We start from the raw sequence: 1,282 nt of genomic DNA, 5'->3' as shown, positions 1-1,282 counted from the left end.
GTCACTAACCCCGCCCTAAAAGGGACGGGGCTTGCCTAAACCAATTTAGGCGACGCAAGTAGAGACTACCGCATCGAGACACAATCTGGCACAGACCTCCGAATACTTCCCTAGTTCGGATTCCCTCTCAGCTTTATTGGTAAAGCGTTGTTAGACAAGACATCTTGATTGTGTTGCGGTAAGGGACTTTAACTTCACTCTTAAGGATTATCTCCATGGCAAGAGTTCCTGTTATCTCAAAAGACGGAAAACCGTTGATGCCCACCAAACCCAGTCGTGCCAGACGGTGGATTAAAGAAGGAAAAGCTATCGGTAAATTCAACGACTTAGGTATTTTCTATGTCCAGCTAACCGATGAACCTTCCGATAACAAAACCCAACCGATTGCTATTGGTATTGACCCGGGTAAATTATTCTCTGGAATTGGTGTTCAATCCTCCCTTTTTACTCTTTGGAAGGCTCACTTAGAACTTCCTTTTAAACGAGTAAGAGAACGACTGGACAATCGCTGCTTAATGCGAAGAGGACGTAGAGGAAGACGGATTAACCGCCAACTTTCTTTTAATCTAAGAGCGCATCGACAAAAACGATTCTCAAATAGAAGAACAGGAAAATTAGCTCCCTCAATCAGAGCTAATCGTCAACTTGAACTTCGAGTCGTTTCCGAACTAACCAAAATCTATCCAATTACCGATATTTACTTTGAGTACATCAAAGCCGATATTGATCTAACTTCTGGTAGAAAAGGAGCTAAGTCTGGAAAAGGTTTCTCGTCGGTTATGGTCGGACAGAAATGGGCAATTGAGCAACTGTCTCAATTGGCAACAGTCCATACTCGCTTTGGTTGGCAAACCTCTAATCTCAGAAAATATTTGGGACTAGAAAAGTCCAAAAATAAAGCAGAACAATCACCAGAAAGTCATGCTAACGATGGCATTGCTCTTGCCTGTTTTCAGTTTTTAGATTATTGGCCATTTCACAATTCTAATGGTCATGGATATGATTGGAAGGGTTATGTTAAAGTAACGAACGCTCCCTTTGCTGTCATCAAACGTCCTCCTATTAGTCGTCGTCAACTTCACCTGATGGTTTTTTCTACAGGTGGTAAACGACGTAAATATGGTGGCTCTACCACAGGACATGGGTTCCGTAAAGGAGATTTAGTTTCTTCTCCGAAAGGAATTGGTTATGTTAGTGGAGATACCGAAAAACAGCTATCTGTAAGCGATGCCAATTGGAAACGATTGGGACAGATAACTGTTAGCAAGATTCAGTTAATTCG

Annotated in this window: 1 protein-coding gene; it reads left to right on the top strand. The window is 42.1% G+C overall.

Annotated elements, in window-relative coordinates; genetic code table 11:
• Window positions 1-215: 215 nt before the first annotated feature.
• The coding region (locus PX482_RS18790; RefSeq protein WP_288122835.1) for an RRXRR domain-containing protein at window positions 216-1,282 on the top strand (1,067 nt) is incomplete at its 3' end.

The organism is Microcystis sp. M53602_WE12 (assembly GCF_030065455.1).
GTDB lineage: Bacteria > Cyanobacteriota > Cyanobacteriia > Cyanobacteriales > Microcystaceae > Microcystis > Microcystis aeruginosa.
This window is presented reverse-complemented; position numbering and strand designations above follow the sequence as displayed.